This window comes from Mitsuaria sp. CC2 (assembly GCF_048957715.1).
In the GTDB taxonomy this organism is placed as follows: Bacteria; Pseudomonadota; Gammaproteobacteria; order Burkholderiales; family Burkholderiaceae_C; genus Roseateles.
This window is the reverse complement of sequence record NZ_JARVXN010000015.1, coordinates 18,559-32,577: the sequence shown is the minus strand read 5'-3', so window position 1 is coordinate 32,577 and position 14,019 is coordinate 18,559. Positions and strand designations below refer to the sequence as shown.

Below are 14,019 nucleotides of genomic sequence, written 5' to 3'. Positions count from 1 at the left end.
TCAGTCTGTCCCCATTTAATCGGCGCCTGCCCGCAACAGCGAACCTAATTCGAGACTGACCCCATTTAGTTGCGCTTGTGCCGCTTCGGCAGGCGTCTTAACCTGCGCGGGTTTCTTTATCCGAGAGTGCAGGAGGCCACGATGTCGGCAGCTCAAGATCCGCGCCCCGCGCAAGCGTCGTTCCCCGTCGAGACCGCGACCGCCCTGCCGGTCAGCGGCCCGTCCGCGAATGAGATCCGCGAACTCGCCACCCACGGCCTGTACAACGGCGCCAATGAGAAGGACGCCTGCGGCCTGGGCTTCGTCGCACACATCAAGGGGCAGAAGGCGCATCACATCGTCCAGCAAGGCCTGAAGATCCTGGAGAACCTGGATCACCGCGGCGCGGTCGGCGCCGACAAGCTGATGGGCGACGGCGCCGGCATCCTGATCCAGATCCCTGACGAGTTCTATCGCGCGGAGATGGCCAGGCAAGGGGTCACGCTGCCACCGCCCGGAGAGTACGGCGTCGGCATGATCTTCCTGCCGAAGGAACATGCGTCGCGCCTGGCCTGCGAGCAGGAGCTGGCCCGCGCGATCAAGGCCGAAGGCCAGGTGCTGATCGGCTGGCGTGACGTGCCGGTGGACCGCGACATGCCGATGTCGCCCACGGTGCGCGAGAAGGAGCCGATCATCCGGCAGATCTTCATCGGCCGTGGTCCGGACATCATCGTCCCCGACGCGCTCGAGCGGAAGCTGTATGTGATCCGCAAGACAGCGTCCAGCGCGATCCAGGCGCTCAAGCTGACGCACAGCCGCGAGTACTACGTGCCGTCGATGAGCTGCCGCACCGTCATCTACAAGGGGCTGCTGCTCGCCGACCAGGTGGGCAAGTACTACAAGGACCTGGCCGATCCGCGCGTCGTCAGCGCGATCGCGCTGGTGCACCAGCGTTTCTCGACCAACACCTTCCCGGAATGGCCGCTGGCCCACCCGTACCGCATGGTCGCCCACAACGGCGAGATCAACACCGTCAAGGGCAACTTCAACTGGATGCGGGCTCGCGAGGGCGTCATGAAGTCTCCCGTGCTGGGCGACGACCTGAAGAAGCTGTACCCGATCAGCTTCGAGCATCAGTCCGATACAGCCACCTTCGACAATGCCATCGAGCTGCTGACGATGTCGGGCTATCCGCTCGCGCACGCCGCGATGATGATGATTCCCGAGGCATGGGAACAGCACGAGTGGATGGATGAACGTCGCCGCGCGTTCTACGAGTACCACGCCGCGATGATGGAGCCGTGGGACGGCCCGGCGGCGATGGTCTTCACCGACGGCCGCCAGGTGTGCGCCGCGCTGGACCGCAACGGCCTCCGCCCTGCCCGCTACTGGGTCACCGACGATGACCTCGTCGTGCTGGCTTCCGAGTCCGGCGTGCTGCCGATCCCCGAATCCCGAGTCGTCAAGAAGTGGCGCCTGCAGCCCGGCAAGATGTTCCTCATCGACCTGGAGCAGGGGCGCATCATCGATGACGAGGAACTGAAGACCCAGTACGCGAACGCCCGTCCCTATCGGCAGTGGATCGAGAACGTCCGCGTCAAGCTCGACGAGATCCCTGCGCCCGAGGTCACCGCGCCGGTGTTCCCGGCCTCGTTGCTGGATCGCCAGCAGGCCTTCGGCTTCACGCAGGAAGACATCAAGTTCCTGCTCGCGCCGATGGCGGCGAACGGCGAGGAGGGCATCGGCTCGATGGGCAATGACAGCCCGCTGGCCGTGCTCTCCGACAAGAACAAGCCGCTGTACAACTACTTCAAGCAGTTGTTCGCGCAGGTGACCAATCCGCCGATCGATCCGATCCGCGAGGCGATCGTGATGTCGCTGAACAGCTTCATCGGACCCAAGCCCAACCTGCTCGACATCAACGCGGTGAATCCGCCGATGCGGCTGGAAGTGACGCAGCCCGTGCTCGACTTCGAGTCGATGGCCCGCCTGCGTGCGATCGAGCATCACACCAACGGCAAGTTCAAGCCGTACGAGCTCGACATCACCTATCCGCTGGACTGGGGACGCGAAGGGGTCGAGGCGCAACTCGCCTCGCTTTGCGCCGAGACGGTCGACGCGATCAAGGGCGGCCACAACATTCTGATCATCACGGACCGCCACTTGAGCGCGAATCGCGTGGCGATCCCGGCGCTGCTGGCGCTGTCGGCTGTCCACCATCATCTGGTGCGCGAAGGCCTGCGCACGACGGCGGGTCTGGTCGTCGAGACCGGCACCGCACGCGAGGTGCATCACTTCGCCGTGCTTGCCGGTTTTGGCGCCGAAGCGGTCCACCCCTATCTGGCGCTGGAGACGCTGCAGGCGATGACGTCGGAGCTGCCGGCCTCGCTGTCGGCCGACAAGGCGATCTACAACTACATCAAGGCGGTGGGCAAGGGGCTGTCGAAGATCATGTCCAAGATGGGCATCTCGACCTACATGTCCTACTGCGGCGCGCAGATCTTCGAGGCCATCGGCCTGAAGGCCGACCTGGTCGAGAAGTACTTCCGTGGCACGCCGACGCAGGTTGGCGGCATCGGCGTGTTCGAGGTCGCGGAAGAGGCCTTGCGTCTGCATCGCGCCGCCTTCGGCGACGATCCGGTGCTGGAGCACATGCTCGACGCCGGCGGCGAATACGCCTGGCGCGCCCGCGGCGAGGAGCACATGTGGAGCCCCGACGCGATCGCCAAGCTGCAGCACAGCACGCGCTCCGGAAAGTTCGACACTTACAAAGAGTACGCCCAGCTGATCAACGATCAGAGCAAGCGCCACATGACGCTGCGCGGCCTGTTCGAGTTCAAGTTCGATCCGAGCCAGGCGATCCCGCTCGAGGAGGTCGAATCGGCCGCCGACATCGTCAAGCGCTTCGCGACCGGCGCGATGTCGCTGGGTTCGATCTCCACGGAGGCGCACGCGACGCTGGCGGTCGCGATGAACCGCATCGGCGGCAAGAGCAACACCGGCGAAGGCGGCGAGGATCCGGCCCGTTACCGCAACGAGCTCAAGGGCATCAAGATCACTGCCGGCACGAAGATGTCGGATGTCGTCGGCAGCAAGGTGGTCGAGGTCGACTACGAGCTCAAGGACGGCGACTCGATGCGCTCGCGCATCAAGCAGGTCGCGTCCGGCCGCTTCGGCGTCACGACCGAATACCTGGTCAGCGCCGACCAGATCCAGATCAAGATGGCGCAGGGGGCCAAGCCTGGCGAGGGTGGCCAGCTGCCCGGCGGCAAGGTCACCGATTACATCGGCTTCCTGCGCCATTCGGTGCCGGGCGTGGGCCTGATATCGCCGCCCCCGCACCATGACATCTATTCCATCGAGGATCTGGCGCAACTGATCCACGACCTGAAGAACGTCAATCCGCGCGCCGACGTGTCGGTGAAGCTGGTGTCCGAAGTCGGCGTCGGCACGATCGCGACCGGTGTCGCGAAAGCCAAGGCGGACCACATCGTGATCGCGGGGCATGACGGCGGCACCGGGGCCTCGCCGTGGAGCTCGATCAAGCACTGCGGCACGCCGTGGGAGCTGGGTCTGGCGGAAGCGCAGCAGACGCTGGTCCTGAACCGCCTGCGCGGCCGCGTGCGGGTGCAGGCCGATGGTCAGATGAAGACCGGTCGCGACGTCGTCATCGGCGCGCTGCTGGGCGCGGACGAGTTCGGCTTTGCGACGGCTCCGCTGGTCGTCGAGGGCTGCATCATGATGCGCAAGTGCCATCTGAACACCTGCCCGGTCGGTGTGGCGACCCAGGATCCGCTGCTCCGCAAGAAGTTCAGCGGCAAGCCCGAGCACGTGGTGAACTACTTCTTCTTCGTCGCGGAGGAAGCACGTCAGATCATGGCGCAGCTGGGCATTCGCAAGTTCGACGACCTGATCGGTCGCGCCGACCTGCTCGACACGAAGAAGGGCATCAGTCACTGGAAGGCCAAGGGCCTGGACTTCACCCGTGTGTTCCACCGTCCGGAACTGGCGGCCGATGTGGCCCGCCTGCACAACGATCAGCAGGACCACGGCCTGGACCGCGCGCTGGACGTCAAGCTGATCGAGAAGTGCCTGCCCGCGTTCGACAAGGGTGAGAAGGTGCGCTTCATGCAGGAAGTGACCAACGTGCGCCGCACCGTGGGCGCGATGTTGTCGGGCGAGTTGATCCGTCGCCGCCCTGAGGGCCTGGACGACCAGACCATCTTCATCCAGATGGAAGGCACGGGCGGACAGAGCTTTGGCGCTTTCCTGGCGCCGGGCATCACGTTCTATCTGATCGGAGACGCCAACGACTACACCGGCAAGGGTTTGTCCGGCGGGCGCATCGTCGTGCGTCCGTCGATCGACTTCCGCGGCGACGCGACGAAGAACATCATCGTCGGCAATACCGTGCTGTACGGTGCGACCAAGGGCGAGGCCTTCTTCCGCGGTGTCGCCGGCGAGCGCTTCGCGGTGAGACTGTCTGGCGCGACGGCGGTCGTCGAAGGCACCGGCGACCACGGCTGCGAATACATGACTGGCGGTACCGCGGTCGTGTTGGGACGGACCGGTCGCAACTTCGCCGCAGGCATGAGCGGCGGGGTTGCGTACGTCTTCGACGAGGACGGGCAATTCGCCAAGCGTTGCAACACCAGCATGGTCTCGCTGGACAAGCTGCTGCCCGCGCACGAGCAGGAAGCCACGATGGACAAGGCGCTCTGGCACAAGCTGGGTGACGGCGAAGCTCGTACCGACGAGGCGCTGCTCAAGAAGCTGATCGAAGATCACCACCGCTGGACCGGCAGCCAACGCGCGCGGGACATCCTGGACCACTGGGCCGAATCGCGCGCCAAGTTCGTCAAGGTGTTCCCGAACGAGTACCGCCGCGCCCTGGGCGAGATGGGAGCGGCCAAGGAGACCGCCGCCACGATCGCCCACGCCAAGGCGCCCGCCGCCAAGGCCAAGGCCTGACCGTCACCGCATCGAAGATTCAGGAATTCAGGAGCGAGCCGCCATGGGAAAAGTCACCGGCTTCATGGAGTACGAACGTCTGGAAGAGGGCTACGAGCCCGTCGAGGCGCGTCTCAAGAACTACAAGGAATTCGTCATCGGCCTCAACGTCGAGCAGGCGAAACAGCAGGGCGCCCGCTGCATGGACTGCGGCACGCCGTTCTGCAACAGCGGCTGCCCGGTCAACAACATCATTCCGGACTTCAACGACCTGGTGTATCGGGGCGGCGACACGGACTGGAAGAGCGCCATCGCGGTGCTGCACTCGACCAACAACTTCCCGGAGTTCACCGGTCGCATCTGCCCGGCGCCCTGCGAGGCCGCCTGCACCTTGAACGTCAATGACGACGCCGTCGGCATCAAGTCGATCGAGCACGCGATCATCGATCGCGCCTGGGCGGAGGGCTGGGTGCCGCCGCGTCCGGCGAAGGTGAAGACCGGCAAGACCGTTGCCGTTGTCGGCTCCGGCCCTGCGGGCCTGGCGGCTGCGCAGCAGCTGGCGCGCGTGGGACACAGCGTCACGGTGTTCGAGAAGAATGATCGCGTCGGCGGACTGCTGCGTTATGGCATTCCCGACTTCAAGATGGAGAAGAGCCACATCGACCGTCGCGTCCAGCAGATGGAAGCGGAGGGTGTGGTCTTCCGCACCGGCGTGATGGTGGCGCACTTGCCCGAGGGCTCGAAGGTCACGAACTGGGCCAAGGACGTGGTCACCGCAGAGGAACTCTCACAGCAGTTCGATGCGGTGTTGCTGGCTGGTGGTGCCGAGCAATCGCGCGATCTGCCGGTGCCGGGACGGGACCTGGCGGGTGTTCATTTCGCGATGGAGTTCCTCCCGCAGCAGAACAAGGTCAACGCCGGCGACAAGCTCAAGGGCCAGTTGCGCGCCGACGGCAAGCACGTCATCGTGATCGGTGGCGGCGACACCGGGAGCGACTGCGTCGGCACGAGCAACCGCCAGGGTGCCAAGAGCGTGACGCAGTTCGAGCTGATGCCCCAGCCCCCCGAAGTCGAGGATCGGCCGATGACCTGGCCCTACTGGCCGATCAAGCTGCGCACCTCGTCCAGCCACGAAGAAGGCTGCGAACGCGAGTTCGCCATCGCGACGAAGGAATTCCTCGGGGAGAAGGGCAAGGTCACCGGCGTGAAGACGGTGCGCGTCGAATGGGTCAACGGCAAGGTGGTCGAGGTCCCTGGCAGCGAGCAGATCCTCAAGGCGGATCTCGTGTTGCTGGCGATGGGCTTCGTGAGTCCGGTCTCGGCGATCGTGGAAGCGTTCGGCGTGAGCAAGGATGCCCGCGGCAATGCCAAGGCGACGACGGACTTCACCGGCGGCTACAAGACCAGCGCTCCCAAGGTGTTTGCGGCAGGCGACATGCGCCGCGGCCAGTCGCTGGTCGTGTGGGCCATCCGCGAGGGTCGCCAGGCCGCGCGCTCGATCGATGAGTTCCTGATGGGCGACAGCGCGTTGCCTCGCTGAATCGGCAGCACACGGCGTCAAACACTCGCGCCTCGTCTTCGAGCCCGCCGGCGAAAGCTGGCGGGCTTTTTCGTGCCTGGTCCATCGCGGCGATCCCGCATGAAAAAACCCGCCGTCTTGCGAGGGCGGGTTTCGAGGAGACCAGGTGGGATCAGTTGCGTAGGGGGATCTCGCGCCAGTTGATCAGCCGGCCCGTGCTGGATCCTGTAGCCGAAGTTTCCACGCTGCAGTCAGTGACGCAGCAGAGTTCTCCGTTCGCGCCGCAGTTGCCGCCGCCGCCCCCGTCAGTGCCAGGACGTCCCGCGATCACGAGTTTCACCTTGTCCCCGTCCTTGACGAACCGGACCTCGTCGACCGCGAACGTCGCGTTGATCTTCGTGGTCACGCCGGTGTTCAGGTCGAAGAGGAGCACCCGGCTGGTGCCGCCGGGACTGCAGGCGTCCGTCGAGGAGGGCCTCACGGCGGCGACCGCAACAAGATTGTCCAGGGCGTCGGCTTCATTGATGACCTGATAGCCAGAGTTGCCAGTGGCGACGGGAATATCGATCACGTAGCCGACCTTGGCTGTCGGATCCACAGCCGCTGCCGTGGTGCTGATGTTCAGGAAATCGTGCCGGAGCGTCGACTCGGTGAAAGGCAGGGTGATGCCGGCAGGCAGGTCCGTCGTGACGGTCGGGCGAGCCTGGTAGCCGTCCATGACCGCGTAGATGCGGTTGGCCCGCGTCACGGCCAGATCGTCCGTGCTGAGCAATCGGCCCGTGCCGACGATGACCCAGCGACGATTGCCATTGGAGCTGATCACCGGTGTCGGTGCCGAGGTGACCGGCAGTTCGCCGCCAGCAGCATTGGTGAGCTTGGCCAGCTTCACCGGCGCGGGGTAGGAGCCCGACGTGGCGGTCAGATCCAGGCGCCAGAGGTTGCCTCGCAGGTCGCCCGCGTAGATCGACTCCACCGTCGCGTCGGTGCGGTCACGGTAGTAGGTCTCCAGATGGGTCAGACCCGCCGGCGCCTGGGCGGTACCGTCGTCTCCGGCGCCCAGCGCGATCTTCTGGATCAGGGCGCCGGTGGCCGCATTCAGGATGTAGAAATATCCCTTTCCGGTCGCGTTGTTGTTATAGCCGGATCCGACGACGACGACCCAGCCCCATTGGGCGGTCTTGGTGATCACGGGCGTGCCGAAAGTGAAGCCGAGATCGGCGTCCTTGAATTCCCACATCACACGTTGAGCGGCCGCCGCTTCCGTGTTCACCTCATTGGCATCTGTCAGGTTGAGCGCCCAGATGCTCTTGCCGCCCTTGCCCAGGCCGCCGACGGCGATGCTGCGCCACTGGCCGGTGGCCGTGCTGCCGCCAGTGCGCGCGACGTCGATGTTCGCGACCTGGGGACGGGCATCGACCAGGTAGCGATGTTCGTAGTCCGTGTTGCCCGTTGCGGCGAGCCCATCGACGCTGGGCGTCGTGCCGGGGCCTGTGATGGCGGGGCTGGGGATGTAGGCGAACAGTTCGGTGCCGCCATCCGTGGCGGTGGTCGAACCGTTGATCACGTGGATCAGCCCGCTGTTGGCGCCGGCGATCAGGATGTTCGGCCGGGAGCTCTTGGCAGTCGCGAATGCGGCGTATCCAGGATTGGAGGTGTCGGAAAGAATGCCTGGCGACGGCGGCCCGAGGACCACCACCTGGCTGTTGATGATGTCGCCGACAAGACTGTTGCGCACGCGATAAGCGCGCGTGCTGGCCGCGTCGGGCGAGCTGGCTTCATTCTTTCTGTCGCCGCGCACGTAGGCAACGAAGTCCGCCCCGTCATTGGTGGAGGTGTAGGTCGGATTCACCGCCGTCTTCTGATTGGCCGTGAGGCTATTGAAGCGGAACGCAATGCCAGCGCCCGGCGTATTGCCGACGGCCGGCGCAAAGGTGACGACACGACGACGCACATCCCAGCCGGTGCCGTCGGTGCCCAACTGGGCGGCCAGCTTGTCGCTGAACTTCCACACGCTGTTGTAGGTGATCGGATTGGCCAGGGCGTTGATCCTGAATGCCTCGATCTGGCCTGTCCACCCCGCGGAGTCATAGGAGGAGCTGTACGACTCGGTGCCCGAGGACACGCTGTTGCTGTCGGTATTCACCGACGAGGTGTAGGCCGTGATGCTGGAGACGATGCTGGCGAAGGCGCCGGTCAGGCCGTTCACCATCTGGTCCGCCTTCGCGGCCGTGTAGTAGGTGTCGGGTCGCAACTGTCCGCCCACCGTGTCAGAGGCCGGCCCGGTATGCCAGGCGGTCTGGGGCAGGTCCGTGGCCGTGCCCAAGGCGTCCCAGTCGCCGGGAATGGTCGCGCCGCCGTAGCGGGTGGCCAGGTAGAACTGGTTGTTGGACTTGTAGTTCTGGAACTCGAGCACGTCCAGCCAGTAGGTCTTGACCGTCTGCTTGCCGTCCATGTTCAGACGGATGTCCTGCGTGTTGGCCCAGTAGGCCATGCCCGCGATCAGTGCGCCGTTGTTGGTGCAGCAGCCGTTGTAACCCTGCACGGTCCCCAACGACCCATTCACGCCGCTGAGGGCGCCGACCTTGTTCGTCCAGGTCACCGCATTGAATCCGTCGTCGGAGGTCACCGCAGCCGGCTTGCCCGGCTCGGAGCTGCCGCTTGCGCCCGGGAGGTTGCGGTCGGCGTGGGAGTTGACGTCACCGATCCCGAGGATGAAATTCTTCTGGCACGAGTAGAGGATGGGATCGTCCCAGGTCGTGATGACCGGGAACCCGTCCGCCTGCGTCCTGCGCGTATTCGTGTCGGTGGTCGTGGCGTTGGTCCACTCCGGCACATTGCCCAGGTTGCGGTAATAGCGCAGCGCGGCGTAATAGAGCTCACCCACCGGGTCATAGGTCTTGTATGAGCCTCGGATGACTTCTCCGAACTTGTTCAGATAGTTCATCACGCCGCTGTCGGCGATGGTGATGCCGTAGGAGGTCGACGTCGTGGTGGCATCGGCGGCGTCGGGGTTCTGGTACATCACGCCAGTCGACGGATCCCATTCGCGCGCCGTCGTGTTGGCGACCGGATCGGAGCCTGGCACCGGGCGGGTCGGGCCGACGAACTTCTGGCGGGCGCGGAGTACGCCGCCGTCACGACTCAGGTTGGAATCGTTGAGGTAGCCGAAGGCGCTGAAGCGGATCTTCGACGAATACTTCTGGATCAGGCCTTCGGGCTTGTAGTTGCCGCTGTCGTAGGCGACGCAGTTGCTCTCCAAACCACCTGCGGCGGCGCTGGGATCGCAGACCTTCACGCGGACGACGACTTGCCACGACTTGCTGTCATCCCAACCGTCTCTGCCAGGCGCGGCGAAGGTATTGATGGAGTTGCCGTAGTTGTCACCGTTGCGCGTGAAGCGCAAGTTCGCGCCCAAACCCTGCACGCGCAGGTTGAGTCCTCGCCATCCCAGCGGCGTCGCACCGGCGATGAAGCTTCTGTCGATGCTGCGGTCGGGGAAGTTGTTCGTGTTGCCCTGGCCGCTGGCGTAGGCCTTTTCGAGGATCGTCGTCGTGGCGGTGTCCGTCACGCGGTAGCCGCCCGTGAGCGCCCATCGGAACGGGTCGATGGTCTGCATCGTCGCCCAGTTCAGGAAGTTGCCGCTCCACTTGGTCCCGTCGCAGGAGCGCGTCGTGGTCGCGCCGGCGGGTTGGAAGTAGTCCGAACCGTAGGCATAGTCGTAGCACTTGTTGGGATCGAAGTACCCCAGATAAGTGGACGCCGTCGTGTAGCTCTCGACGTGGGCATTGCTGACTGCGGTCGGGTACTCCACCGACAGTGCCAGCGCCAGGTTGCCGGGCACGGCAAAGGAGGAGAACACCGGCTGGTTGGCCAATGTCGTCTGCGATTGGGCAGGTCCCGCGAGAGACGCCAGGACCAGTGCGGCGGCGACGCCGACGTGCCGGAGCAGGGGAAGGTGATGGTTCATCGGAGGCCTCAATTGCTGACGGTCGCCTGGTAGAAGGATTGCGCGCCGCGAGGGCCGTCCACCCGGACGGAGATGCGGTACAGCGGCTTGGGTTCGGGAACGATGTCGCCGGGGCTCTTGCCGCCCTGGGGCGGCGTCGACGCGGTGGCGCAGGTGGCGGCGTCCATCGCGCCGGTGTTCAGGCACATGCGGTCGATCACGTAATAGACCGTGAGTCGCGCCAGGTCGGTGGCGCTCTCGCCGCTGATGGCGCTGTTCAGGTCGATGACGTTCCCGGCGGTCGCGACGCCGCCCATGGTCCCGGGTGTGGGCATGGTGGCGAGGACTTGCGGAATGCCTTCCGGCGTGGTGCTCAGCATGGTGGCGCTGTAATTGAGCGACGCGTTGTTGGCGGTCAACGCCCCGCCCAGGTTGATCGAGTCCATGGCGCGACGCATGGCGCGATCGGCCTGGTTGGTCATGTCCCGCTTGAATCCGAAATTGCCGACGTTGGCCAGCGACACGTTCATCGAGCGGATGGCCGCGACGGCGCCGATCATCAGGACGGCCAGGGTGATCAGCGCGATCACCATGATGACGCCGCGGGAGCGGCGGACAGGATGGGCTTGCATGGTCATCGTGGAGGAGAAGGAGGGATCGGGCCCGATGCTCAGGGCGGGGTCGGGCGGCCGCTCATCGTGAGCAGGTTGCGCAGCGGGATGGTGAACTCGACCACGCGGTGCCGGCGCGTGCGATCGGCCACCGTGTAGTTCACGCGTTGAGCGGTAGGCAGGCTGGGGAACATGGCGACCGTGGCCGGCGCGACGTCGACGGGGTTGCCCTTGTCCGGCGCCTCCTGCAGTTCCGAACGGAGCACCATGCTGATCTTCACGGCCAGGATTCGGTTCATCAAATTCTGTGCCGCGGCGTTGCCCGCATTCAGGTTGGCTGGCGACCAATTGCCCGATGGCGTCACCCAGCTGTCGACCACGCCGGCCGTCGCGCTGCCGGCCGCGTTGACGCCGTACATCACGCGCATGTCGACGACGCCGTCGGCCAGCGGTACTGGCTGCTGAGAGGCGTCATTGGTGAACTGGAGCAGGTCGTAGCGCACCAGCTGGCGGTCGGTATTGACGCCGATCAGCATCAACTTCGGAGGGTTGCCGTTGGTGGCGTTGCCGAACACCATCGCGTTGGCCGTGGCGCCGACGGAGCGGGTATTGATCGACTCCGAGCCGATCACCGTGGCGAAGTAGGCACCGGCCAGATCGAGTTGCTGGGAAGCTCCCCCGGCAGCGGTCGCGGTCACCTGCTCGAGCATGCATGGCCGACTCGCTTCGGAGATCAGCAGCATGTCGTCGCCGCGGATGCCGAGCGTCGTCGTCAGTCGCAGCGTGTTGGTCTGGACGCTGTTCAGACGCACCTGGGTGGCCGTCTCGCCGAGCCCGCCGGTGCCGGTCATGAACTGGAGCACGTCGGAGCCGCCGGCGCCCACGCCCGGGTAGGCAAGCACCGGCATCATCCGCACGGCTGTCGTGACCGTGTTGAACGGCTCGGGGAAAGCGGCCAGTGCCGGCAGGATCTGCGTGCCGTTGCGGACGGCAAACAGCTGGCAGCCGTAGGTTTCGCTGCGCATCACGCTGAAGCCGGAACCCGCGCTGCGCAACTGTCGGTCGAGGTCGTAGGCCAGATACCCCGAATTGGCCGACATGTCGGACGACGAGCTGTCCTGGCGCTTGCTGGTCTCGAAGCGCGACGACACGGTGGCCATCGCGATGATGACCACCATCGCGATCACCATCGACACCATCAGCTCGATCAGCGTGAAACCGCGCGTCGACAAGGGACGGGCGATGAAAGTGGGGCGTGCTTGGAGCTTCATGATCAGTTGGTCAGCCGCACGTCGGTGTAATAACGGCGCTGATCGCCGCCGGGGGTGGTCCACACGATGGTGATTCGAGCGACGTTGTTGGCCGCGGTGATCGTGCCGGTTCCGTTGGGCAGGCCCATGTTGACGGGGTCGGCCACGCGGGCGTTCCAGGCGGTGACGGTCCCGGTGGGCAGCGTGATCGTGCCTGCCAACCACATCTGGGTGGCGATCTCGTTGGCGAGCACGGCGGCGCGTTGCGCGTCGTCGCTGGAGGCCGTGGCCTGGGAGGCTCGCGCCATCAGCGACATCATGCCCAGCAGGCCGATCGTCATGATGACGATGGCGCACATGATCTCGATGAGCGTCATGCCGCGCGCACGGCGCTGCGCGGATCTGTGGGTGAAGGTCGGCTTCATGTCGTGGGCGCCTGGTTGATGGCGGGGCAGCCGTCCGGCACGGTGTCGGACACCATGCGGGTCTTCTCGCAGCTGCGCACGGTGCCGCCGAGCGTCAGCCACACCTGCAGCTGCTTGAGGTTGGCGGTCGTGCCGGTGGGCTCGATGCCGTAGATGATCCGGCCATTGGTACCGGTCGTGCATGCCGTGCCCACGGCGGTCTGGGTGGCGGTCAGCGACAGCGGGCGACCATTGGCACCGAAGCACACGGCGGTCGGGCCGTTGACGGCCAGGCCGGCGGCGTTGTCGAGCACGCTGCCGCACTGGGAGGCGGAGACGGCGCCGCCGGCCACCAGTGGCAGCACCTTGATGACCCAGCGGGTGCCGGCCGCGGCTGCCGTTTCGCGTCCGGTGCAGGTGGTGTCGTTGGTTCGGAAGAACACGACCTGCCGGAAACTCCGCACCGCTTCAGCCTGGGCCTGCCGCAGGTTGCTCTGCAACGCCGAGGCATTGCTGCGGATCTGCGCATTGACGGCCCAGCTGCGGATGCCCGGGACGGCGAGGGCGGTCATCAGCGCGATGATGGACACCACCACCATCAGCTCGACCAACGTCATGCCGCGGCTGCGGGTCAGCACGTGTCCCCCTTGCGCGTGATCCAGCGCGTGGCGCAGGTCCATCCGGTTCCCGGGCCTACCGTCGAGCGGGTGTCTGCCTGATCGACCGAATATGTGAAGCCGGTCGCAACGCCGCTGCCCACCGCCTGGATCGTGTACGTCGTCGCGGTGAGCGTGGGGCAGGAGATGGTGAACTTGCCCACCACGCGCGAGGTGGCACAGGGGCTGGCCGCCACGCCGGAAGCCGACGCGTACGTCCGGAAGTCCTGGAAATAGCGCTCCATGTCCGCGCGGGTGGTCGTCAGGGCAGCGATGCCCTCGGTGATCTGGCCGCGAATGACGTAGTTGCGGTAGGCCGGCAGGGCGACTGCGGCCAGGACGGCGATGATGGCCACGACGATCATCAGCTCGATCAGCGTGAAGCCCCGGGCGTCAGCGCGGTGGCGGCGGGCGAAAGAGGTCTTGAGGGTCCCGAACATGAAGCGCTCCTTGTTTCCGAAATTATCGACAGCGTCGTTCGAAAGGCGAGCCCGCTCGTCGTGCCTCGGATTCCGCCCGTCTTGCGGCGACCTGCGGAAGCCCGGTGCGTCGCAGCCCGGGTCATGGGCCCCGCGGCGCACCGCGCCGGACCCCGCTCATATATCTGCACCCCGCCCCAGGTGCCCTCCGGCATCAATTCGGGCTTTACCCTATGATCCCGGCTCCCGGACGCCTGCCGCCCGGCTTCGTCCCGGATCGATCCC

At 65.6% G+C, this 14,019-nt stretch carries 8 protein-coding genes; 2 read left to right on the top strand and 6 right to left on the bottom strand.

Translation table 11 applies throughout. The features are described 5' to 3' along the window. Positions 1-141 precede the first annotated feature (141 nt). Together PV762_RS10620 and PV762_RS10615 are read left to right on the top strand one after the other, a co-directional pair. On the top strand, positions 142-4,950 hold the full coding sequence (locus tag PV762_RS10620; RefSeq protein WP_421035004.1) for a glutamate synthase-related protein: 4,809 nt from the start codon (positions 142-144) through the stop codon (positions 4,948-4,950). 43 nt (positions 4,951-4,993) lie between these two features. Continuing rightward, the gene (locus PV762_RS10615; RefSeq protein WP_421035003.1) at positions 4,994-6,469 is read left to right on the top strand and encodes a glutamate synthase subunit beta; all 1,476 of its coding nucleotides are present in this window, start codon (positions 4,994-4,996) and stop codon (positions 6,467-6,469) included. A gap of 151 nt (positions 6,470-6,620) precedes the next feature. On the opposite strand, the gene PV762_RS10610 is transcribed toward PV762_RS10615, so the two are convergent. Genes PV762_RS10610 through PV762_RS10585 form a run of 6 tightly spaced genes read right to left on the bottom strand, consistent with a single transcriptional unit; the run spans position 6,621 to position 13,755 of the window. Next, positions 6,621-10,415 carry a pilus assembly protein gene (locus PV762_RS10610; protein ID WP_421035002.1) on the bottom strand — a complete coding sequence of 1,265 codons (3,795 nt, stop codon included), beginning with the start codon at positions 10,413-10,415 and terminating at the stop codon, positions 6,621-6,623. Positions 10,416-10,423: 8 nt separating this feature from the next. Beyond that, positions 10,424-11,026, bottom strand: coding sequence for a hypothetical protein (locus PV762_RS10605; protein ID WP_421035001.1), 603 nt, complete (start codon positions 11,024-11,026; stop codon positions 10,424-10,426). A 38-nt stretch (positions 11,027-11,064) separates the two neighbouring features. Continuing rightward, a complete protein-coding gene (locus tag PV762_RS10600; RefSeq protein WP_421035000.1) occupies positions 11,065-12,276 on the bottom strand; it encodes a PilW family protein in 1,212 nt (403 codons plus the stop codon). Positions 12,277-12,278: 2 nt separating this feature from the next. Next, positions 12,279-12,680: a type IV pilus modification PilV family protein gene (locus tag PV762_RS10595; RefSeq protein WP_421034999.1), complete on the bottom strand. Its 402-nt coding sequence runs from the start codon at positions 12,678-12,680 to the stop codon at positions 12,279-12,281. Continuing rightward, entirely contained in the window at positions 12,677-13,339 is a 663-nt protein-coding gene (locus PV762_RS10590) for a pilus assembly FimT family protein (protein ID WP_421034998.1), read from the bottom strand. The genes PV762_RS10595 and PV762_RS10590 overlap by 4 nt, the downstream gene beginning before the upstream one ends. Beyond that, the gene (locus PV762_RS10585; RefSeq protein ID WP_421034997.1) at positions 13,291-13,755 is read right to left on the bottom strand and encodes a type IV pilin protein; all 465 of its coding nucleotides are present in this window, start codon (positions 13,753-13,755) and stop codon (positions 13,291-13,293) included. Before PV762_RS10585 ends, PV762_RS10590 begins: the two co-directional genes overlap by 49 nt. Between the last annotated feature and the right edge of the window lie 264 nt (positions 13,756-14,019).

Excerpts from the sequence above, each read along its gene's own strand:
- PV762_RS10600 (WP_421035000.1), bottom strand. The coding sequence starts at position 12,276 with ATGAAGCTCCAAGCACGCCCCACTTTCATCGCCCGTCCCTTGTCGACG.
- PV762_RS10620 (WP_421035004.1), top strand. The coding sequence starts at position 142 with ATGTCGGCAGCTCAAGATCCGCGCCCCGCGCAAGCGTCGTTCCCCGTC.
- PV762_RS10615 (WP_421035003.1), top strand. The coding sequence starts at position 4,994 with ATGGGAAAAGTCACCGGCTTCATGGAGTACGAACGTCTGGAAGAGGGC.
- PV762_RS10595 (WP_421034999.1), bottom strand. The coding sequence starts at position 12,680 with ATGAAGCCGACCTTCACCCACAGATCCGCGCAGCGCCGTGCGCGCGGC.
- PV762_RS10605 (WP_421035001.1), bottom strand. The coding sequence starts at position 11,026 with ATGCAAGCCCATCCTGTCCGCCGCTCCCGCGGCGTCATCATGGTGATC.
- PV762_RS10585 (WP_421034997.1), bottom strand. The coding sequence starts at position 13,755 with ATGTTCGGGACCCTCAAGACCTCTTTCGCCCGCCGCCACCGCGCTGAC.
- PV762_RS10610 (WP_421035002.1), bottom strand. The coding sequence starts at position 10,415 with ATGAACCATCACCTTCCCCTGCTCCGGCACGTCGGCGTCGCCGCCGCA.
- PV762_RS10590 (WP_421034998.1), bottom strand. The coding sequence starts at position 13,339 with ATGGACCTGCGCCACGCGCTGGATCACGCGCAAGGGGGACACGTGCTG.